This is a genomic window from Methanobrevibacter oralis (assembly GCF_001639275.1).
GTDB lineage: Archaea > Methanobacteriota > Methanobacteria > Methanobacteriales > Methanobacteriaceae > Methanocatella > Methanocatella oralis.
Window position 1 is genome coordinate 34195 of sequence record NZ_LWMU01000114.1, and the last position, 20835, is coordinate 55029.

Annotated in this window: 19 protein-coding genes; 10 read left to right on the forward strand and 9 right to left on the reverse strand. The window is 26.9% G+C overall.

Features of this window, described 5'->3' with window-relative positions:
- Positions 1-13 precede the first annotated feature (13 nt).
- Positions 14-955: a radical SAM/SPASM domain-containing protein gene (locus tag MBORA_RS09095; protein WP_042691733.1), complete on the reverse strand. Its 942-nt coding sequence runs from the start codon at positions 953-955 to the stop codon at positions 14-16.
- Positions 930-1937 (reverse strand): radical SAM/SPASM domain-containing protein, encoded by a 1008-nt coding sequence (locus MBORA_RS09100; protein ID WP_052331741.1) that lies wholly within the window; start codon positions 1935-1937, stop codon positions 930-932. The genes MBORA_RS09095 and MBORA_RS09100 overlap by 26 nt, the downstream gene beginning before the upstream one ends.
- A gap of 1198 nt (positions 1938-3135) precedes the next feature.
- Here MBORA_RS09100 and MBORA_RS09105 point away from each other — a divergent pair.
- The 6 genes from MBORA_RS09105 to MBORA_RS09130 all read left to right on the forward strand — a co-directional run bounded on the left by MBORA_RS09105 (position 3136) and on the right by MBORA_RS09130 (position 10503).
- Entirely contained in the window at positions 3136-3681 is a 546-nt protein-coding gene (locus MBORA_RS09105) for a hypothetical protein (protein WP_063720572.1), read from the forward strand.
- A 389-nt stretch (positions 3682-4070) separates the two neighbouring features.
- A complete protein-coding gene (locus MBORA_RS09110) occupies positions 4071-4610 on the forward strand; it encodes a hypothetical protein (RefSeq protein ID WP_042691729.1) in 540 nt (179 codons plus the stop codon).
- A 14-nt stretch (positions 4611-4624) separates the two neighbouring features.
- Complete coding sequence (locus MBORA_RS09115) at positions 4625-5413, forward strand: energy-coupling factor transporter transmembrane component T family protein (RefSeq protein WP_261795565.1); 789 nt, start codon at positions 4625-4627, stop codon at positions 5411-5413.
- A complete protein-coding gene (locus MBORA_RS09120; RefSeq protein WP_063720573.1) occupies positions 5413-7056 on the forward strand; it encodes an ABC transporter ATP-binding protein in 1644 nt (547 codons plus the stop codon). The genes MBORA_RS09115 and MBORA_RS09120 overlap by 1 nt, the downstream gene beginning before the upstream one ends.
- Positions 7049-8779, forward strand: coding sequence for an ABC transporter ATP-binding protein (locus MBORA_RS09125; RefSeq protein ID WP_082853411.1), 1731 nt, complete (start codon positions 7049-7051; stop codon positions 8777-8779). Before MBORA_RS09120 ends, MBORA_RS09125 begins: the two co-directional genes overlap by 8 nt.
- Entirely contained in the window at positions 8779-10503 is a 1725-nt protein-coding gene (locus tag MBORA_RS09130) for an ABC transporter ATP-binding protein (protein WP_063720574.1), read from the forward strand. Before MBORA_RS09125 ends, MBORA_RS09130 begins: the two co-directional genes overlap by 1 nt.
- 32 nt (positions 10504-10535) lie before the next feature.
- Here MBORA_RS09130 and MBORA_RS09135 read toward each other — a convergent pair whose 3' ends face one another.
- Positions 10536-10841, reverse strand: coding sequence for an MTH1187 family thiamine-binding protein (locus tag MBORA_RS09135; protein ID WP_042691716.1), 306 nt, complete (start codon positions 10839-10841; stop codon positions 10536-10538).
- A gap of 52 nt (positions 10842-10893) precedes the next feature.
- Between MBORA_RS09135 and MBORA_RS09140 the strand changes: the two genes are divergently transcribed.
- Complete coding sequence (locus tag MBORA_RS09140; protein ID WP_042691713.1) at positions 10894-11760, forward strand: TIGR00269 family protein; 867 nt, start codon at positions 10894-10896, stop codon at positions 11758-11760.
- Here the strand turns inward: MBORA_RS09140 and MBORA_RS09145 are convergent.
- From MBORA_RS09145 to comB, 5 genes are all read right to left on the reverse strand, one after another.
- Positions 11728-12672 carry a calcium/sodium antiporter gene (locus MBORA_RS09145; RefSeq protein WP_042691711.1) on the reverse strand — a complete coding sequence of 315 codons (945 nt, stop codon included), beginning with the start codon at positions 12670-12672 and terminating at the stop codon, positions 11728-11730. The two genes, MBORA_RS09140 and MBORA_RS09145, sit on opposite strands and share 33 nt — an antisense overlap.
- Before the next feature lies 1 nt (position 12673).
- A complete protein-coding gene (locus tag MBORA_RS09150) occupies positions 12674-13996 on the reverse strand; it encodes a hemolysin family protein (RefSeq protein WP_042691708.1) in 1323 nt (440 codons plus the stop codon).
- 22 nt (positions 13997-14018) lie between these two features.
- Complete coding sequence (locus MBORA_RS09155) at positions 14019-14231, reverse strand: DUF1922 domain-containing protein (protein ID WP_042691705.1); 213 nt, start codon at positions 14229-14231, stop codon at positions 14019-14021.
- Positions 14232-14285: 54 nt separating this feature from the next.
- The gene (locus MBORA_RS09160) at positions 14286-15455 is read right to left on the reverse strand and encodes a TraB/GumN family protein (protein WP_042691703.1); all 1170 of its coding nucleotides are present in this window, start codon (positions 15453-15455) and stop codon (positions 14286-14288) included.
- Positions 15456-15516: 61 nt separating this feature from the next.
- Complete coding sequence (gene comB / locus MBORA_RS09165) at positions 15517-16206, reverse strand: 2-phosphosulfolactate phosphatase (protein ID WP_042691700.1); 690 nt, start codon at positions 16204-16206, stop codon at positions 15517-15519.
- A 38-nt stretch (positions 16207-16244) separates the two neighbouring features.
- Between comB and MBORA_RS09170 the strand changes: the two genes are divergently transcribed.
- Together MBORA_RS09170 and MBORA_RS09175 are read left to right on the forward strand one after the other, a co-directional pair.
- On the forward strand, positions 16245-16766 hold the full coding sequence (locus tag MBORA_RS09170; RefSeq protein WP_042691698.1) for a hypothetical protein: 522 nt from the start codon (positions 16245-16247) through the stop codon (positions 16764-16766).
- A gap of 52 nt (positions 16767-16818) precedes the next feature.
- The gene (locus MBORA_RS09175) at positions 16819-17736 is read left to right on the forward strand and encodes a methanogenesis marker 7 protein (protein WP_042691696.1); all 918 of its coding nucleotides are present in this window, start codon (positions 16819-16821) and stop codon (positions 17734-17736) included.
- Positions 17737-17746: 10 nt separating this feature from the next.
- On the opposite strand, the gene mmp10 is transcribed toward MBORA_RS09175, so the two are convergent.
- On the reverse strand, positions 17747-18991 hold the full coding sequence (gene mmp10 / locus MBORA_RS09180) for a methyl coenzyme M reductase-arginine methyltransferase Mmp10 (protein WP_063720575.1): 1245 nt from the start codon (positions 18989-18991) through the stop codon (positions 17747-17749).
- A 484-nt stretch (positions 18992-19475) separates the two neighbouring features.
- Between mmp10 and mcrB the strand changes: the two genes are divergently transcribed.
- Positions 19476-20804, forward strand: coding sequence for a coenzyme-B sulfoethylthiotransferase subunit beta (gene mcrB / locus MBORA_RS09185; RefSeq protein ID WP_042691694.1), 1329 nt, complete (start codon positions 19476-19478; stop codon positions 20802-20804).
- Positions 20805-20835: the final 31 nt, after the last annotated feature.

Consider the following 20835-nt stretch of genomic DNA (forward strand, 5'->3'; position numbering starts at 1 on the left):
TGGATGTTATATTTTATTTAAAATTACATGTAGGGTCTGAAGAAAATATGTTTCCATCTTTTAATGCTTGACTTCTACAGCCTCCGCATTTATATTTATGCGAACAATCATTACAAATTCCTATTCTTTTACATCTTAAATTTTTCAATAAATCAGAGTTCCAAATTTCATTAAAATCATCTTTTAATATATTGCCTAATTTTATAGGTAAATTACTACAAGGCAAAATATCCCCATTATATTTTACAGCAAAAAGAGATTTTCCCACTTCACAACCACTAGCTTTATCATCCCAAAGAATCCATTGTGGATAAAACATGAAAATTTTTATTGATGGTTTTTGATTTTTCATGTACTTATAAACATTATCTAAAAATTTTTCGGTTTCTAAAGAGTTTAACATTAAATTTTTTAAATTTATTCCTCTTCCACTAGGATTTAATGCTTCAAATGTAATGGAATCTAATTTTAAGTCTTTTGCCAGTTTTATTAAATTTATAAAATCGTGAACATTATTTTTACTCACACAGATACTCATATCTACTGGAATATTTTGATCTTTAATAAGTTTTGCTGCATTTACTGCACTATTATATGAATTATCTCTATATTCGTTATGTATATTTGCATTTGTAGACTCAAAGCTTATGCTAACTCCATCTATACCAATTTTTGATAAATTTTTTGCTATTTTATTATTTATTAAAGAACCATTTGTCAGTATAGTTGTTTCAAAATATTTTTTTGATTCTTTAATTATATCAAAAATATCTGGTCTCAAAAAAGGCTCTCCGCCAGTTATTATTAATTTATCAATATTTATTTCATTCAAAGAATTAATTACTTCTAAAATGGTGGTCAATGACTCAAAATTATAATTATTATTTATTGAATTCATATAACAATAAGAACATTTTAAATTGCAGTATTCAGTAACTCTCATTACACATTTCATCTTTAAACATCCAACATTGAGGATCATTTCCTAAATAATAACCGTTTGAATGTGCAGCGCCTCGGCATCCTCCACACAAATATTTATATTTACAATCAATACAATTTTCAATTAAATTTCTATTTCTTAGATTTTTAAAAATAATTGATTTTTCCCAAATTTCTTTCAAAGTCAGTCTATTTAAATTTCCTGAATTAATTTGTAATCTGGGGCATGGAAAGACAGATAAATCTTGATTGATGCACAATGCTGATGTTCCAGCAGTACATCCTCCACATATGTGAGTTTTATTTAGGTATGCTTCTAAATTTTCGCTAAATATTAACCATAATGGATCATTTGATCCAACATTTAATCCAGTTTCATCTGAATAGGATTTCATTAATTTAAATACATTTATTATATCTTTAAATGTTAATTGATTGTAATTTTCGTTTTTATTTATTGGAGTAACTCTCTCTATAATGCATCTGTCAACATTATTGTTCAATGCTAAGTCTAAATAATTTTTGACATCGTAATAATTATTTTTCATTAATGTCATCCTTAGAGAGGTATAAATTCCATTTTTTTTCAGATTTTGGATTGCTTTGATTGATTTATCAAAAGTTCCTTTTCCTCTAATTGAATCATTAATTTTCTTACAAGATCCATCAACACTAATTGTAACATCAACATTGTATTTTTTTAGTTTTTTAATAGTATTTTCAGTTATTGTGGTTCCATTTGAAGTAATATGGTTAGTTAATGACAAATTATGAGAATATTCTAAAATTTTATATATTTCTGAATGTAATAATGGTTCTCCTCCACTAAATATCACATTTTTAGTTCCTAAATCAACGGCTTGGTTTAGTATATTTTTAATTATTTCTAAGGATAAATCATCATATTTTGAATATTTACTAGCATAACAATAACCACAATTTAAATTACAACGACCAGTTATATGAAATACTAATAAAAACGGAGTAAATTCCATAATATCACCTTATTTTAAATGAGAGGCAAAATATATTTTACCCCTCATTCTGTTTTCCAATGTTTAATGGTTATGTTTGCAACCTAACATCAAAAATTCTTCATAGCTCATAATTTATCACCTATTCTCTTTTTACAATTAATACTAATACTATTAATTAGTAATAACTAATTAATAATTAGTTAATTGTTATTAATAATAATGAATATTATACTATATAATCTTTTTTATATTATTGAAATACTCTGTAAATTTAATATTTTATTAAAATTTATCATATTATTTTATTATTTTTCTTTTTATTATTCAACAAGTTTAAATTTTCTCAATGATACTTATTCTGTTGATTTGTAGTTCTTGTTGAATTTTCGTGCTTTTTGGTGAATTTTGAGTGGTTTTAGTTTTTTTTTCATTTTTTGTTTGATGCTGATTATATGGGATTTTATTAATTTTTTTCGTGTAAATTTTTATTATTGATGGTATTGAGTTTAAATCATTATGGGTAAGTATTTTTTTTAGTTTTCATATTGAAGTAGTTGGTTGACATAACATTTCTTTTTAAATCCTTTTTTCTTTTTGTTTTGTTATATTCGTAAGTTGAAATAATTTTCATAGTATTTGGAAGATGTTTATAATTTTAAGAATTTGAATATATGTATTCTATTTATTATTCTTTTTTGCCACAGTAGTTTTCTATTATTTAGGCTGTTCATGGGTAGGTTTAATTTGTTTTGATCCATTAAATGCGTATAAAGTTCTATTATATGTAATCTTTTGTCCAAACTGAAAATAGATTTTTTCAGACATAATTAAATCTTGAATATCATCTAAATTTTGATGGATTAATAATAATTCAATTTTCATTTGTATAAAATCTATTTAATAAAGTCCAATTACTGATAAAAAATTTTCCCAATGAATGTTTTTTATTATGTAATGTATGGAGATATATTTTTCAGTAAATTTTATAACTCATAGTATAAATTGTAGATTTAATCTAAAATAATTCAATGATTTATAGAAAATTTTTTTATAAATTAAAATATTTGATAATTATATTTTATTATTAAGAAAAAATTTAAATAGTAGTTATAGAAAATTAAATAATAACATTAATCAAAATTGTATTAATTATATAATATTTTTTTAATAATAATTAATACTTTAATATTGTTTAATAAATTTTTAATGGGATACTATGGATGATAATAAAAATAAAAGCAAATTTTATTTTAATAACAAAGAAATAGCATTGTTAGCTGCTTTTTTTGTTTTGTTGTTAGCAGATAATTTTATTTGGGCATTGGGACCTATGGTCGGTAATGTAGTTTATGGTGTGGTTGAAGGTATTATATTAATTGTAGCATCTATTGTAATTGGTAAAAAATATACTATGATAACATTAGGTTTTGTTCGAACATTAGCAGAGTTTATTATAGCTGGAGCATTTGTTGGAAGTTTGACTGCTTTTTCGTACATTATTTGTGCTGTATTTTTAGAAGTCATTTTAATGACTTATAATCCATATGGTGAAAGTTTAAAAATAAATGTTATAGGATCTGCAGTTTATGGTATAATAAGCAGGATTGTTTTTTTAGGGGTTAGCATGACTTTTTATGGAATGGTTTTACCTAATTCATTACTTGCATTTATGGTCATTGTTCCAACCATTTCATTTGCAATAGGTGGGTTTATTGGAACTTCGTTTGGTAAGAGAGTTAAGAAAGTTTTGTTTTCTGTTTAGATGGGGATTATGAGAGATTATTTGTATTAAATAATAAAATTATCTTCTCATATTCTTTTTTGATTTATTAGAAGTTTTCAATTTTATGAGGTTTTTGTAAATTTATTAACTTACTAGTATTGAATATATTGGTTAAAATAGATTTAAGTATTAGGTTTGGAGGTTATTTTACCATTTTATTTTAATTTGCAAATATATGTATTTGAGGATATTACAAATGTGGAACTATATTAATTGAAAGTATTTATTAAAGCTATTATTTATTAAAATAATATTAATTTAGGGATTATTTTTTTGTAATAAGTATTTTTAACTCATTTAGAGAAAAAAGAGAAAAAATATTTAATTTAAATGTATTTTTAATTATTATTAATTTGTAGGTAAAAATCATGGATAACCAAAATAGAAACAAATTTTATTTTAATAATAAAGAAACAGCATTAATTTCTACTTTTTTAGTAATGTTGCTTATTGGGGGTTGTGTTTGGTTTGCTGGACCCGTTATAGGTATTATATTTTATGGCATAGTTTGGGGAATAATTTTAACAATAGCTGCTATTGTTGTTAATAAAAAATATACGATTTTAGTATTGGGGGTTGTCTATACATTAATTGACTTTACTTCAGCAAGCATGTATGGAGGAACTCTTTCTGCAATTAATACCTTAGCTGGTGTTTTAATTTTAGAGTTTTTCTTACAACTTAGCAAAGATTATGCTTCAGATTTAAAGATAAATTTGATAGGGATGATTTTATTTGCTTTAGTTGCGAGAACAGTTTATGTGCTTATCGTAACACTTGTATATGGTATGAATATTCCATTTTATTTAGCAATATCTTATTTCATACTGCCTCATTTAGTTACATTTCCAATAGGTAGTTGGATAGGTTATAAAATGGGTAATAGGATAAAAGGCGCAATTTTATAGGAGATGTTATTATAATTGAATATGTTAAATCTGATTCATTTGTACATAAATTAGATCCTCGTTCAAAGCTCCTATTTTCATTTTGTATATTGGGTTCTGCAATAGTAACATATTCAATTCCTATTTTATTTTTATTAATTTTTATTTCTTTAATAATATGGAAAATGTCAAATATTCCAATTAAAAATTTCAAACCATTTTTTTTAATGATTTTTGTCATAGTTGTGGTTGGAATCATTAGTCAAGCTATTTTTTTCACAGAAAAACCTGGTTATGATGGAACTAAAACGATTATTTTTAATTTAATGCCTTTTAATATTCCATTTATTGGATATTTGCCAGTTACTGTTGAAGGATTAGTTTATGGCATTATTTTTTCAATGAGGATGGTAGCAATATTTATTCCACCATTAATTTTACCATTTACTACTCATCCTAGTGAAATCATATTAATGTTGAGGAAATTTAAATTTCCAGAATGGATGATTTTATTATTCACAATGGCAATTCGCTTTTTACCATTAACAATTCAAAATATTTCAATTACTAGAAATGCACAAAAAATTAGAAAAGATAAAATAAGATTAAATGACTTATTATTGATGTTAGAATCGATTATAATCACTTCTCTTAGAACTGCTAAACAAATGGCTTTAACATTAGATGTAAAATCCTTTGGTTATAGTAAAAAGAGAACTTCAATGAAAAATATTAGTTTTAAGAAAAATGATTTATTTTTTTCAATTTTTTCAATTTCAATTTTTATTTTTTCAATAATTTTATATTCTGGAGGTTTTAGATAATGGAACCTATAATTGATGTTAAAAATTTGTCTTTTAAGTATTTTGATTGTGATGATTTTGCTCTTAAAAATATTAATTTAAATGTTGAAAAAGGAGAATTTATTGGTATTATTGGTAAATCAGGTAGTGGAAAATCAACATTACTTCATTGTTTAACTGGGATTATTCCACATGAAATTAAGGGAGAAAAATCTGGTTTGGTTAAAATAAATAATTTAAATACTGATGAACATGAAATTGTAGAAATAACTAATCAATTAGGAGTAGTTTTTCAAAATCCCGAAAATCAACTTTTTAATATTAGTGTTGAAGATGAATTAGCATTTATTTGTGAAAATCTTGCATATCCTGTTGATACAATTAGAGAATCTGTTGATTTTGCATTAGATACAATTGGAATTAGACATTTAAAAGATGAATATCCATTTGATTTATCTGGAGGTGAAAAACAAAAAGTTGCAATGGCTTCTGTATTAACTGTAAATCCAAAAATATTAGTTTTAGACGAACCTACTTCTGAATTAGATACAAAAGGAAAAGAAATGGTATTTAAAACTTTAAAAAAGCTTAAAAATGATGGAATGACTATTATACTGGTTGATCATAACTTAGATGAAGTTTATAAATTAACTGATAAATTGGTTTTATTAGATGAGGGCAAAATAAAGATGTTTGGAAAAACTGATAATATTTTAAAATCTTCAATTGTAGAATCATTAGGTTTAAGACTTCCACAATCTGTTCAAATGCTTTTAAAACTAAAATCAAATGAAATATTGATGGATAATAGTAATGTTGTCAAATTATTAAAAGAAAAAATCTCTAATAAACAGTTTTCTATTCAATATCAAGATTTAGTAAATAATTCCGTGAATAAAGTCGCCATTAAAATTGAAAATTTATCTTTTAAAAGAGATGGTCATGAAATTTTAAGTAATATAAACATTGAAATTAAAAAAGGAGATTTTGTAGCTTTAATTGGAAAAAATGGGGCTGGAAAAACAACATTAGCTTTGATTATAATGGGTATTCTCAAAAAAAATAATGGTGTTATAAATATTTTAGGTGAAACAAATATCAATATTAAAAAGATAAGAAAAAAAGTTGGATTTCTATTTCAAAATCCTGAACATCAATTATTTTGTAATACAGTAACTGAAGAGATAAACTACGGTCTTGAAAAAGGAGAGGATATAGATAAAATATTGCATAAGATGAATCTTGGCAAATTAAAAGATAATCATCCTTTAACTTTGAGTAGGGGAGAACGGCAAAGAGTTGCCACAGCAACAGCACTTGCTCATAATCCAAAAATTTTAATAATTGATGAACCTACAACAGGTCAAGATTGGAATAATATTAAAGCATTTATGGATATTTTAAGAGAATTAAACAATAATGGTAAAACTATTTTAATAATAACTCATGATATGAGGGTAGTTGGAGAATATTGTAAAAAAGTTATTTTAATGGATGATGGTGGAATAGTGTTTAATTTAGATACTCGAAAAGCATTTGAGAAATTAAGCACTTTTGAAAATTATGATATAAAACCTTCTGTTATTACAGATATAAGTATGAAAGCCGGTATTAAACCACCATTGTTAAATGTGGATGAGTTAATTGGTGATAGGGATGTTTAAAGATTTATTGTTGCTTGCAGGAAAACGCCGAAATAAATTGATATTTGCTTCTTTTTTGCATTTTTTATCTTCAGGAATGTCAATTGTCCCGTTTTTCATGATTTATTTGATTATTTTAATTTTTTTCCAAGATTCAATTGATTTTTACTATCTTGCACTTATTTTGATAACTATACCAATTGTTTATGCTTTGGAATTTTTTGTAATGATGTTTGCTTATAATATTTCTCATAGGGCCGCTTATGAAATTATTTATGAGGTTCGTATTGAGTTAGCCAATCATTTAATCACTTTACCTTTAAGTAATTTTCAAGAAAAACACACTGGTGATTTTGAAACGGTTTTAAATGAAAATTCTGAAATCTTAGAACTCTTTTTAGCACATCATCTTCCTGAGATGATAAGCACGATTTTTGTTCCTTTTTTTACAGCTTTATTTTTATTTTATATTGATTGGAGAATGGCATTAATTTGTTTGATTCCAATAATTTTAGCATTTATACCAATTCTTTCCCAATTAAAATCTCTAAATGATATGATTAACAATCATTTAAAGGCTCAGTCATATCTTAATTCTACTATTTTAGAATATGTAATGGGTATTAAAGTTATTAAAGTATTTAATAGATCTAAGGATTCATTTGATAAGTACAAAAATGCTGCTTTAAAGTGGAATATCAGTATGAAAAATTGGTCAACTCAAAGAGCATTGCCATTTACTTTATATCAAGCATTCATTGGTTCTACTTTATTGTTTATTATCCCATCAGGATTTTATTTTTATATAAATGGAACCTTAACTATTGAATCATTTATATTGTTTATGATTATTGGACCAATTTTTGGTAATCAATTTATGAGGATATATGAATTTATTAGATATAATATGGAGGAAAGAGAGTCTTTAAATAGAATTAATCAAGTTTTATCTCTTCAATCTATTGAAGATAATGATAAATCAATTATTTTAGATGATATAAATTATATTGAGTTTCAAAATCTTTCATTTTCTTATGATAATCAAATTAAAGTTTTAAAAAATTTAAATATTTTATTTGTAGAGGGTAAAAAATACGCATTAGTTGGACCTTCAGGGTCTGGCAAAACCACTATAACTAGGTTAATTCTTCGATTTTGGGATGATTATGAAGGTAAAATTAAAATTAACAATATTGACATAAAAGAGATTCCCTTAAAGAAATTATTATCATTTATTTCAATTGTCTTTCAAAATAATTTTTTATTTAATGATACAGTTTTTGAAAATATTCGTATTGGGAATCCTAATGCTAGTTTAGAAGATGTTATAAAAGTTTCTAAGGAAACATTCTGCCATGAATTTATAGAAAATCTCCCTAAGGGATATGATACTGTTGTGGGTGAGGGTGGTACTAAATTAAGTAATGGGGAGAAACAAAGAATTGCTATTGCTAGAGCTATTTTAAAAGATGCTCCTTTGATAATTTTAGATGAATTTACAGGATTCATTGATGCCGAAAATGAATATCTGATACAAAAAGCCTTAGATAGGCTTACAAAAAATAAAACGGTAATAATAATCGCACATAAATTGTCAACAATAAAAAATGTAGATCACATATTTGTTCTTAACAATGGTGAAATTGTTGAAGAAGGAAATCATGAAACTTTAATGGATTTAAATGATTATTATAAAAAATTATGGGATATTCATAGTTCAACAGATAAATGGAAAGTGAAATAATGATTAAAGATATCTATTTTCTTTTTGATAAAAATAATTATAAAGTTAAAGAATCTTTGTTATTTTTATTATTACGAAGTTTTATTAGTATTATTCCTATTTTAATAATATTTTTATTTGTAATCGAATTTTTTAAGAGTAGTATTAGCACTTTTAATATTATTTGCCTTACATGTGGTTTAATTATTAATTTTATCGTGTTTAATGTTTTAGAACATCATATTTATTTACGTTTTATGAATTTGGGATTAGATATTTCCTATGGCTTACGTTTAGATATAGGTAAAAAACTGACTGAATTATATTTGGGATTCTTTAATGAAAATGCACTAGGTGAGATTAATACCATAGTAAGTGAATATGTATCAAAAGTTGAGTATTTTGTTACATATACTGCTCCGTTTATGATTTCCTCTCAAATTACAGTTATTTTACTCACAATAATCTTTTTTGTATTAGATTGGAGGCTTGCTATTTGTTCGGCTATTGTTTTTCCATTATCTTATTTATCATTTAAATATTCTGATAAAATTTCTAATGTTGTTGTTAAAGATAGGGAGAAATCTTTAATTAAATATAATTCTGCTATTGTGGATTTTGTTAGAGGAATAAATATAATCAAAATTTATAATTTAGATTTAAAATACTTTAAAAAGTTTCATTTAGCTACAACAGATTTTAGAGATAAAAATATAGAAAATGTTAAAGCTACTATGATTCCAAATATTTTTGTCCTATTTTTTGCAAGTATTAGTATAATAATTTTATTTCCTGTTGCAGTATATTTGTATATAACAAATTCAATTAGTCTTTTTAAAATAATTTTTTTCTTTATTGCAACACCTACAATATCTTCAGCAATGACTGATTGTCTGTTTGGATATATACACCTTAAAAATCATGTAGGTCAAGGTATTAATTATATTAATAATCTAATGAACGAAAAATGTATTTTAGAAAATAAAAAGGATGTAGAACTAAATAACTATGATGTAAACTTTTCCAATGTAAATTTTAGCTATAACCATGAAAAAACTTTAAATAATGTTAATTTTGATTGTGAGGAAAAAACTTTAACAGCATTAGTTGGTCCATCGGGTTCTGGAAAAACAACAATAACTAATTTAATTTTAAGATTTTGGGATATTCAAGAAGGTTCAATAGTTATTGGAGGACATGATATAAAAGAAATACCTTTAAAACAATTATCTGATTTAATATCTATAGTTTTTCAAGATGTGTTTCTTTTTGATAGTTCTATAATGGATAATATTAAAATAGCTAAAAAAGATGCAAATGATGATGAAGTAATTAAAGCAGCTAAAGATGCTATGTGCCATGATTTTATAGAAAAATTACCTAATGGTTATGATACTATAGTGGGTGAAAGAGGTTCTAAATTAAGTGAAGGCGAAAAACAAAGAATTTCCATTGCTAGAGCTATTTTAAAAGATGCTCCAATAGTAATATTAGATGAAGCTACTTCTTCATTAGATTCTGAAAACGAGTTTTTAATTCAAAAAGCTATTAATAAAATGATTAAATCAAAAACAGTTATAATGATAGCTCATAGACTTTACACTATAAGTTCTGCAGATCAAATAATATTTTTAAAAGAAGGAAAAATTGTTGAAAAGGGAACACATAAAGAATTAATAGATAAAAAAGGATTTTATTATCAATTTTGGAATATTCAGGAGGAGGTAGGGGGATGGAAATTTTAAATTTTAAAAGGATATTTTTAGAAATATTCCTATTATTTTAACATTTTTTCTACAGTATCTATCTTAGCATCCAAAGTCCTGTTTTCTAAATCTCGCCTGTCATCAACTTTAATTACAGTATATACTCTACCAATTCCAGTTTCAAAAATAGCTTCTTGAGCTTTAGCTATTGCAGAGTAAAGTTCTTCTAAGTTTTTTGCTTCAATTTGGGTTCCCATTCCTGTTAACTGGTAATTTAATCCAGAGTTTTTTATTGATTGAACAGCTATAGTTACGTATTCTTTGCATTCTGTGTCTTTTGTTCCAACAGGTAATATTGCGAAATCTGCAGTTATCATATTTTCACCTTGTAAAATTATTTATTTATCTTTCTATAAATTATTTTAGTGTATGGTTAAGTTAAATAAGAATGATTTTAATGAAAAGATTTTCTCAAGGATTAATAATTTAATTAAAGATTATAATTTAATAAAAGAAAATGAATTAATAGCCGTGGCTTTATCTGGAGGTAAAGATAGTGTTTTAACACTTCATGCATTAAAAAATTATCAAAATTACCTAGATTTTGACTTAGTAGCTATTAGTGTTGATGAGGGTATTGATGGATATAGGCAACATGGAATTGATTCTGCAATAAAAAATGCAAAAGATTTAGGTGTTGAATTGGTTCAAAAATCATTTAAAGAAGAGGAAGGTTTTGCTTTAGATGATATTTATCAGGATTTTAAAAGTGCTTGCATTCCATGTGGTGTTTTTAGAAGGAATATATTAAATAAAGCAACTTATGAATTAGGAGCTAATAAACTAGCTACTGGACATAACTTAGATGATGAAATCCAGTCTTTTTTAATGAGTTTTGCTCGTGGAGATACAATTAAATTCTCAAAATTCGGCCCTCAATTAGATGCGATTCATCCAAAATTAGTTCCAAGAATTAAACCATTGTGGAATACTCCAGAAAAAGAAGTAGGGATATGGGCAGTGATTAATGAAATTGATATTCATTTAGAAGAATGTCCTTATTCTCATTTATCCTTACGTGCTAAAATTAAAGAATTTTTAAATGTAAATGAAGATGCATATCCTGGAATTAAAAAGAACATAATGAATTCATTTAAACAAATTTTAACTTTTGAAAATGATTTTTCCACAAATCTTAATGAATGTAAGATTTGCGGTGAACCAACATCTTCTAATATTTGTAAAGCGTGTGAAATTAAAAAATTAGTTTCTAAGAATTATGAAAATCATGTATAGTATAAATAGTCCCACAAGGATTATTCCTTCTTTTTTATCGAACTTATTTTGTGTTTTACCAAATACTAAACATAAAATGGTAATAAATACCATTAAACAAATATCTACTAGCATATTTGAGCTTAAAGTAATAGGACTAATAGTACTACTTAATCCAAGTATGAATAATAAATTAAAAATGTTTGAACCGATTACATTACCAATAACTAATTGATTTTCATCTTTTTTAAGGGCAGTTAAGGATGTTACAAGTTCGGGTAGTGAAGTTCCTACTGCTACAATGGTCAAACCAACTAATGTTTCACTCATTCCAACAGCAATAGCTATTGATGATGCGTTATTAACAACTAAATCAGCACCAAGAATAATACCAATAATCCCTATAACTATATAAATTATGCTCTTAGAAAGAGTTAATTTCGGTTTTTCAATTACTTTAGCTCCGCCAGATCTCAATGCAGATATAACTAAGTAACTTATATAAGCAAAAATTATTATTAATAAAATCATACCTTCTATTCTTGAGATATTCCAATTAACTAATATGAATAATGATGTTATAATTGTTATTGCTACAAGAAAAGGTAAGTCGCTTTTAATAACATCTTTTCCAATTTTTAATTCATTAAGTAATGCACAAAGCCCTATAATGAATAATATATTAAACAAATTACTTCCAATTACATTACTTACAGCTATTGCATTATTGCCTGTAAGTGATGATGTAATAGAAACAGCTGCTTCGGGGGCACTTGTTCCAAAAGCAACAACAGTTAATCCAACAATAATTGTTGGAATTTTTAAAATTGAAGCAACACTACTTGATCCTTCAACAAAATAGTCTGAACCTTTAATTAAAAATACAAATCCTAAAATAAGTAAGATTATTTGAATTATAATGGATACACCCATATTATTCTCCTTTTGAATCATTTAGTGGGCCTAAATCTTTTACTAATACTTTATCAATTTGATGTCCATCAATATCTATTATTTCGAATTTAAAACGATTCCAATCATATTTGTCTTTTTCATCAGGAATAGTACCACTTAAACTTAAAATGAATCCTGCCAGTGTGGTAAAATTATCTTCTTTTTCATAGGGTAATTCTTCATCGAAATCAAAGAGTTCTTTAAAGTTATCAATATTATATCTTCCATCTATTAACCAAGTTCCATCGTCTCTTTGACTGGCTGTTGGTTCATCAATTTTATCAATTGCAGGTATGTCACCAACAATGCCTTCTAGTAAGTCATTTAAAGTAATTAAACCTTCAACACTACCAAATTCATCGACTACCAATGCCATATGCACATATTCTTGATTTTCTTTAAATTCTTTCAATAATTCCAATGTTTCAAGATTTTCAGAAACAACTAATGGCTCTTTAACAATTGAATTAATATCAAATTCATTATCACTAAACATTACAGATAATATGTCTTTTGCTTGTACGACTCCAATAAAGTCATCTAATTCTTCATAAGCTACTGGAAATATTGATCTTTTACTTTCAATGATTTTTACTTTGTTAAGCTCACGAGTGTCTTTTAAGTCTATCCATATGATTTCATTTCTTGGAGTCATAATACTTTCAACTTTTTGATCGTCAAGTTTGAAAACTCTTTTAATAATGTTTTCTTCTTCTTTTTCAATTGTACCGTCTACTCTTCCTTCTTCAATCATTAATTCGATTTCTTCTTCAGTAACTACATCATCTGTTTTATGTTCCACTCGCATAATCCATAAAAGAAATCTACTAGATTTTGCAAGTATCATTCCAATAGGCTTTGATACTTTTGATAAAATAAGCATACTTTTAGCTACTTTTAGTGAAATGGATTCAGGTTCGTTTAATGCAATTACCTTAGGTACAATCTCTCCAATAACTAAGGTTAAATAAGTAGTAATTATTACAACAATCGCCACACTTATTACTTCTCCATAATGAGTATAAGATCCAATTATTTGAGCTAATGGTTCAGCTAATGTTGCTCCACCAAATGCCCCAGTTAAAACTCCAATCAAGGTAATTCCTATTTGGACAGTAGATAAAAATTGATTTGGATCTTCTAATAAATCCATAATAATTTTGGCATTTTCATTGCCTTCATTTAAATATTTTTGTATTTTCGATTTTCTAACAGATACAATAGCTAATTCTGTCATTGATAAATATCCAGTAAGGATAATCAAAACTAGCATAATAATTATTTCCAATGTCGTTCCAATCATTTTTAACAGACCATAAAATTAATCATAAATCACTGGCTAATTTAAAGTCAGTATTCCCATATATTTCGTCTTGCATTTTTTGAACTGCAAGGGATGCTTCTTCTCTTGTTGCAACTTTTTTAAATATTCTGCGCTGTTTTACTTTTAATGTTTTTCCACACACACATTTACGTGTTGCAACACCTTTTTTTGCATATAATACACGACCACAATCGCAACGAAATATAAAATACATTTTTTTCCCAAATTTTTAGTAAATATATTATAAATTATATAATATATAAAGCTTTTAGACTCCGAAGATTTTCATAAACAAGGGTAAAAATACTCTTGATGGAAGTATAATAAGTGTAGCTATACTAACTCCGAGATTTGTTCCAACAACCACAAGCAATATCCTAAATATGTTATTGTTCCATAAATCTCTAAAACTTTCAATTTTTGTAAGATTATTTATGTCACTTGATTTGACCTTTCTAAATTTAGCTTCAGCTAGTCCTGAAAACCAACCTGCAGCTAGTAATGGATGAATAATTGTTAAAGGAGCTACTACTCCACCAATAATTGCAGAAAGTAATTTTGATCCAGATAAAATTGAACCAACAAATCCCATTATCATGCTAATTATAATAAATTCGTAAATGTTTCCAGTTATATCAATTCCGTTTATATAAGCAAGAAAAAATATCACAACAAACATAATAGGAATTAATGCCAAAAATATTTTAAGCCAAGGAATATTTCTTCCACTATTAATTTCTTCTAATTCTTTTAGTTGAGGTATTGATTGCGGATTATCCAAATATTTATTAATTCCTGGCTTATGTCCTGCCCCAACAACAGCAATTACATGGTCTTCTGGAATTTTAAGAATGTTTCCTGCAAGATATGCATCTCTTTCTTTTACTAAAACTTCATAAACACTTGGTGATTCATCCTTAAACATTTCCATTAAATCATCAAGATTATCCATATTTTTTAACTCTTCAACATCAATTTCCTCTTCATCTTCACCGCCAAATAGAGCAGTAACGAGTCCAAACATGAATTTGATCTTTTCCATAAAACCCATTTTATTTAAAGCTCTTTGAAGAGTTATATTTATGTCACGATCAATAAGAGCAATTGGAATGTTTAAGTCTTCTGCAGCTTCAATTGCACTAATCATTTCAGAACCTGGAGCAACATCCAAATCAGCTCCGATTTTTGATTGAAAATAGCCTAAGATTGTTGTTGTTAAAAATAAGCCAACTTTATTTTCTCTAATGATTTTACTAACTGAAATTTCTTCATCTTCTTCAATACCTAACATTTTCTTTTTAAGTTTGATATATCGTCCTTGGTCAAGTTCAATAGCTACTCTTTCTGGATGTTGTTCGTAAATAGCATCTTTAACTTCTTTAGCACTATTTGCAGACACATGTGCAGTACCTATTATTGTTAAACATTCTCGTCTCATTAAAAAAACACTTCTTTCAGTTTTTATGTTAAGTTATATTATAGGATTTAAATATATAAATCTAATCTTTAATTAATTTTATTTCATTATTTTCATAAATAGCAACATTATCTGAAATATTTTTAAGTGAGCATAGGATAATATCATCGTAATAATTGAGTTTTTTAAGTCTTTGAGCAGATTTAGAATTTAAAAATCCATTTTTTAGATATTCATAGTCTTTACTAGCAATTATAGCTGCTTTTGCATAATCACTTAAATCATATTCATCTAAATTGTTGCAAATCCAATATAGTATTTCACCTGATGCTAAAAAATCTTCTAAAGCAAATTCACCATTAACTCCTGCCATTACAACATCAATATGATTATCTGCTGTTTCAACACTTTTTTTCCCAACACTTTTAGCATTTACAAGTGATCCAATAAGAACGGTAGAATTCATATTCTCTAAAATTCTTGTACCATTGCTTGTAGTTAAAATTAGAGTTTTTTTATCACTTTTATAAGATTCAACTAATTTTGGTGAGTTTCCAATATCAAAACCATCAATTATTTCTCCACCACGTTCCCCTGCTATAATTCCGTTTTCAAGTTTTTTTAGTTTAAATGCTTCTTCGGGAGTAAAACAAGGAATTATTTTATTAAAATTATTTAATGCTAATGTAATAGTAGTACTTGCCCTTAGGGCATCAACCATTATCGAAACATCATTACTTATAGTCTTTTCTAAACTCAATGTTATTTTCATATTATAGTATATTAGTACTGATGATATAATTAATTATCATGAAGATTGTAACTACACCAATGTGTGAAGAAATTCTAAGATTAGCAGGAATTCATGATTATCTTGTAAATAAAAATCCTGATAAAGAAGATGGTGACTTTGCGATATTACTATCTGAAAGCAAAGTTATGATGGATTCTATGCCTATTAAGCTGAATACGGCATCTCAAATTTTTAATAGTATTAAAAAAGTTTCCACATACGCTGAATGTGAATTATCTAATGAAGAAATATTATTATTTTTTGAAGATTATAAATTAACCAAAAAATATCTTAATAATAATTTCAAACATGATATCAAAGTTAAAGTACTATCTAAATTTTTAAAGGATATAGTTTTAGATATGGGATTTAATATATCTACCAGTGATTATGATTATGTAATTTATCCAGATTATTTAAGAGAGGATGTAAACGGAGAGGATAAAGAATTAGTTGAAATTCCAACACATAATTTTGCATCAAAAAACCCATTTGAAAGAGTTGAATTAAGATATTCTATTTTGGAAAAATTAATATAGCTATAAAATTAAGAACAATTATTAATATAAATGTGTAATTGAGAGTTGTAATATGTATGAAACATTAACATTTACCGGTGGAGTCCACAAAAGTGAAGAAATTAAGGAATTAATTGAAGATTTAGGAGGATTTATTCTTCAAGAAAATCTTTTACAAATGGAATTAGTTTTAAACATGGCCATTCCTATTGAAGATGTTGATAAGATTGAGAAAAAAGCTTCAGAATTATTAGCTAAAATATCTGTAGCTCCAATGGCGGGCTCAGAGATAGCTATTGTTTCACCAACTCTTGCAAGACACCACTTACCTCATGCTGCATGTGATATTTCAGAATATTTACGTGAATTTGGTGCAAAAGATAACATGATAGGACTTGCTAGAGGAGATGGAAAAGGGACATCTGGTATTACTGAAGAAGAAAAAAGCTTAATTGAAGAACATGATGTAGCTGTTTTTGCTTTAGGTAGTTTTGAAAATTGTATTAAAGAAAAATCATTTTTATACGATGATTTGGATGTTCCAGTTATTGTTACTGGTTCTCCAGATATTCCAATTGAAGAACTTCCAGGAGCAGATGCATATGTAGGTGGTCTTGGTAGGATTCCAAGAAGACTTAGAAGAGGACCCGATATACGTGCACTTGATAAGTTAGTTGAAACCATTGAAGAAACTTTAAACAATAAAAAGCATGAAATGACATTAGATCCACCATTACTTCCATCTATTGTTGTTAAAAATGCTATTGAAAATCAAGTTGAAGAAATTAAAAATGTTATTTCCCCAGCACCAGTTACTTCTCAATTAGATGGTGTTCGTGTTAAATTAAACTATGATAAATATCATAAAGTAATAGAAAATATAGAAATTGATGGTAAAAAATTATCACAATTAGCAGAAATTAAAAAATCATTTATGTATGATTATATATTAGTTAAAATTAATAGTGAAAGCTCTGTTGTTGAAGCTTAAACTATTTTTTTTAAATTATTCTCATTCCAAAGAAATTAATAGCATCAACTAAGTCATTAAAATCTTCTAATTCTCTTTCAATTACATTTTCATCGCTCATATCTATACTTAGTTCACCATCGGCTGTTAAAGTATCTGGGCCACGACCAACAACTCGTTCAATACCATCGGCACTTAAAATTCTTTCTGCATCAAGTTGATGAACAAATGATCTTCCAGGAAGAATCACGGCTTGTTTTAATTCATTTAAATCAAGTTTTTCCAGATCTTCTTTTGTAATTAAACAAGCTATCTCTTTTTCAACAGCTACAACATTAACACTCTCTGCTTCTATTTTATTAAATATTTTTTTTATAAATGGAGCAGCTATTTTTGAGGTTATTATTGTTGCTTCACCAGTAATTTTTTTAATAAATTGTAAAAATATTTCATTTTCATCTCTAGCTATTGCAAAAGGTCCACCAGTTTCAGGATCATATAATGGGGTTCCTGTTACTCTAAAATTATATTCTTTATTAATTTGTTCAACAAGTTCAGCAAAGTCTTCAACAGGTTGAGATTCAAAATCTTTAAGAATGGGTTCATTTCCAAGAATTAATCCTTCATTGAATGTATTTGCAAATCTCATTAAAATAAATCCTTTTGCACCCCATTCTTCAAGAGAATTACAAGTTTGCCTTAAAATATCCCCATCATTTACACCGGGAATAATAACTGAAGCACCTGTTAGTTTTATATTTTCACAAAAGATTTTGCATGCATTTAAAGCTTCAATTGGGTTTGGATCTTTAACCCATTCATGTCTAAGCTTAGGATCTATTGAAAAAACAGTAAATGTTACTTCATTAACATTATTATTTATTAATCTTGTAGCTATTGAACTATCGGTTATGCCTTTTCCACAGGTATAACCTAAGTGTGAAGAAATTGAAAATTGATTAAGGTTAGATGTAAGTTGTTCTAAATAAGGATAACAACTAACATCGCCACCACCACTAATGTTGGCTGTAATATCTCCAAAACCCCTATTCATCATTATTGTATTTTGAACTTCATTCATTACTTCAAAAGGTGATTTAAAGTCACTTTGTGCATCAGCTATTCCTTTAGAGCATCTTTCACACCCTATTTTATTTGGAAGACAGTGAGCACATCCAAAGCTTTTTATTTCTTTTACCTTTCTGAAGTAACAGTATTTGCAAAATCCATTACAATCTTTACCAGGTATTCCTCCAACATCAGCTACAACTTGCATAATATTATTATTATTTTATTCATTTTATTTATAAATGAGGCGCTTATTTTTGAATTTTCGAGTATTACTTTTTTACCCTTTATTACTTTCAAAATAAAAAGTAATATTTTAATAATTTTACTTTATTTTTTGATTTAATGTTAGTTCATTCATTTTTTATATAATAAATAATTTAAAATTCAATTATTATATTAATCTTGATTTTTTAACTAATATTTTGATGTTTAATAAAGATATATATGATATCATGAGTATTACTTTGGTACTCATTTTTCTTAAATATCACAAGTTTTATTATGGCTTATAAACTTTTCTAAAATCTCTTAGGGGTAATATTTATATTATATCTAAATTAAAAATAAATTTGTATACCATATGGCTGGCTATTGCATAAACTTGCTTTGTAGCTCAATGCTCAATTTGGTAAAAATTTACCATTGAGAGTGGTATATTATTAAACTCTGATTTATTTAGGAGGGAAAAAATGGCAAAGTTTGATGATAAAGTCGATTTATATGACGATAGAGGCTCAGAAATTGCATCTAACGTACCTATTGAAGCTTTAAGTCCACTTAGAAACCCAGCAATTCAAAACATTGTAAAAGGTGTAAAAAGAACTGTTGCTGTAAATTTAGAAGGACTTGAAAAATCTGTAAAAACTGGTGCAGTTGGTGGAGATAAATCTAGAATATTGGGAAGAGAATTAGATCTTGATATTGTAGGTAATGCAGAAGCAATTGCAGAAAAAATGAAAGAAATTATTCAAATTTCTGAAAGTGACGATACTAAAGTTGAACTTATTTCTGGAGGTAAAAGACTATTAGTACAGGTACCAACTCAAAGAATTGATGTTGCTGCTGAATACTCTGTAGCTCCTTTATCTACAGCTAGTGCTTTAGTACAATCTGTAATTGAAATTTTAGACGTTGATATTTACGATGCTAACTTTGTAAAAGCTGCAGTTTTAGGTAGATACCCACAATCTGTAGATTACAAAGGTTCTAACATTGCAACCATGTTAGACATTCCACAAAAACTCGAAGGTGCAGGTTATGCTTTAAGAGGTGTAAAAGCAAATGATTTTGCCGCTGCAACTTTAAAAAATACTTTCCAAGCTACAGCTTTAGCATCCATTTTCGAACAAACTGCTATGTTTGAAATGGCTGATGCATTAGGTGTTTACGAAAGATTACATTTATTAGGATTGGCATATCAAGGTATGAACGCTGATAATTTAGTATTTGACTTAGTTAAAGAAAATGCAAATGGAACTGTTGGTAGTGTTGTTAACTCAACTATTGAAAGAGCAGAAGCTGATGGAATAATTGCCCCACAAAAAGCATTAACTGATTTCAATATTTACAACACTGATGATGCAGCTAAATGGAACGCTTATGCTGCTGCTGGTGCAGTTGCAGCAACTATGGTTAACATAGGTGCAGCTCGTGCAGCTCAAGGTGTACCATCTACTTTATTATACTTCAATGATAATATTGAATTCGCTACTGGTTTACCAAGTATTGACTATGGTAGAGCAGAAGGTGTAGCTGTAGGATTCTCCTTCTTCAGTCACTCTATTTATGGTGGTGGAGGTCCTGGTTTATTCAATGGTAACCACGTTGTAACAAGACACAGTAAAGGATTCTGTATTCCTTGTGTAGCTGCTGCTATGTCTTTAGATGCAGGAACACAACTCTTTTCACCGGAAGCAACTTCTGGTTTAATTAAAGAAGTATACAGTCAAATTGACGAATTTAGAGAACCTCTCAAATATGTTGCATTAGCAGCTGATGATATTAAAGGTGACATCTAATTAATTTAAAAAATCTAATTTTTCAGAAGGT

Bases quoted from the DNA above. Each gene is read 5' to 3' on its own strand.
- MBORA_RS09120 (WP_063720573.1), top strand. From the start codon at position 5,413: ATGGAACCTATAATTGATGTTAAAAATTTGTCTTTTAAGTATTTTGAT.
- mcrB (WP_042691694.1), top strand. From the start codon at position 19,476: ATGGCAAAGTTTGATGATAAAGTCGATTTATATGACGATAGAGGCTCA.
- MBORA_RS09150 (WP_042691708.1), bottom strand. From the start codon at position 13,996: ATGATTGGAACGACATTGGAAATAATTATTATGCTAGTTTTGATTATC.
- MBORA_RS09155 (WP_042691705.1), bottom strand. From the start codon at position 14,231: ATGTATTTTATATTTCGTTGCGATTGTGGTCGTGTATTATATGCAAAA.
- MBORA_RS09105 (WP_063720572.1), top strand. From the start codon at position 3,136: ATGGATGATAATAAAAATAAAAGCAAATTTTATTTTAATAACAAAGAA.
- MBORA_RS09100 (WP_052331741.1), bottom strand. From the start codon at position 1,937: ATGGAATTTACTCCGTTTTTATTAGTATTTCATATAACTGGTCGTTGT.
- MBORA_RS09175 (WP_042691696.1), top strand. From the start codon at position 16,819: ATGTATGAAACATTAACATTTACCGGTGGAGTCCACAAAAGTGAAGAA.
- MBORA_RS09095 (WP_042691733.1), bottom strand. From the start codon at position 955: ATGAAATGTGTAATGAGAGTTACTGAATACTGCAATTTAAAATGTTCT.
- MBORA_RS09125 (WP_082853411.1), top strand. From the start codon at position 7,049: ATGTTTAAAGATTTATTGTTGCTTGCAGGAAAACGCCGAAATAAATTG.
- MBORA_RS09110 (WP_042691729.1), top strand. From the start codon at position 4,071: ATGGATAACCAAAATAGAAACAAATTTTATTTTAATAATAAAGAAACA.
- MBORA_RS09130 (WP_063720574.1), top strand. From the start codon at position 8,779: ATGATTAAAGATATCTATTTTCTTTTTGATAAAAATAATTATAAAGTT.
- MBORA_RS09135 (WP_042691716.1), bottom strand. From the start codon at position 10,841: ATGATAACTGCAGATTTCGCAATATTACCTGTTGGAACAAAAGACACA.
- mmp10 (WP_063720575.1), bottom strand. From the start codon at position 18,991: ATGCAAGTTGTAGCTGATGTTGGAGGAATACCTGGTAAAGATTGTAAT.
- MBORA_RS09140 (WP_042691713.1), top strand. From the start codon at position 10,894: ATGGTTAAGTTAAATAAGAATGATTTTAATGAAAAGATTTTCTCAAGG.
- comB (WP_042691700.1), bottom strand. From the start codon at position 16,206: ATGAAAATAACATTGAGTTTAGAAAAGACTATAAGTAATGATGTTTCG.
- MBORA_RS09145 (WP_042691711.1), bottom strand. From the start codon at position 12,672: ATGGGTGTATCCATTATAATTCAAATAATCTTACTTATTTTAGGATTT.
- MBORA_RS09160 (WP_042691703.1), bottom strand. From the start codon at position 15,455: ATGAGACGAGAATGTTTAACAATAATAGGTACTGCACATGTGTCTGCA.
- MBORA_RS09170 (WP_042691698.1), top strand. From the start codon at position 16,245: ATGAAGATTGTAACTACACCAATGTGTGAAGAAATTCTAAGATTAGCA.